Origin of the sequence: Bartonella florencae (genome assembly GCF_000312525.1) — a bacterium.
GTDB classification, from domain to species: domain Bacteria; phylum Pseudomonadota; class Alphaproteobacteria; order Rhizobiales; family Rhizobiaceae; genus Bartonella; species Bartonella florencae.
Map to the genome: position 1 here is coordinate 1 of NZ_HE997499.1, position 641 is coordinate 641.

The following is a 641-nucleotide window of genomic DNA, read 5'->3' on the forward strand; positions in this document are numbered from 1 at the left end:
GCATTTCAAATGCGATCCTTCCAAATTCTTCAAAATCTTTAATATTTTTACGAACCAATTGTATAACTGTTTTATGCGTATTACCTACGCCCTCTGCAATCTTTAAAGAAGTTGTTACAGCAATACCATTATTGTTGACTGTTACTAAATTGCTCATAGGGAACTCCTACATGTTTAAAGCTTCTATTGACACTCTAAAAGAGTGCCGGGTGCTAGAAACACGGCATGTAGTCCGTCGTCACGCCTTTCCCATAAGGGTATTGTATAGCGTAACCACACCCGACAAAATTGTTATATGCCAATAATAGCATAAAAATAAAGCCAAATTTTGAAGCAGGAAAAGATTGTTTCGTAATCTATTCGCTACATGTTTAGTGTTTCTAGCACTTAATGATTCGTTTAACAAAACCTTCCTTTAAAGTCAATACGTATTTTTTATTTTTTCACTTTTTTCATTTTGGTTCCTACCTAATTGAATATCAAGCGCTTTTGCTAGCTCTCTGTCCATCTCTTCACAAGACAATGGATAACCTCTCTCCAAATCATTTGTTATCTCACTAATCAACTGATCATCTTTTGTACGTTCTTTAATTTTCGCATTTACCTCGTCTATCAACGCTTCAAAACTCAATACGCTTCTT

2 pseudogenes are annotated in these 641 nt (G+C 34.9%); both read right to left on the minus strand.

Features of this window, described 5'->3' with window-relative positions:
• Positions 1-157: pseudogene (locus BN202_RS10520) on the minus strand (Rha family transcriptional regulator); the annotation flags it as partial.
• 264 nt (positions 158-421) lie between these two features.
• Positions 422-641, minus strand: a pseudogene (locus BN202_RS10045) (hypothetical protein); the annotation flags it as partial.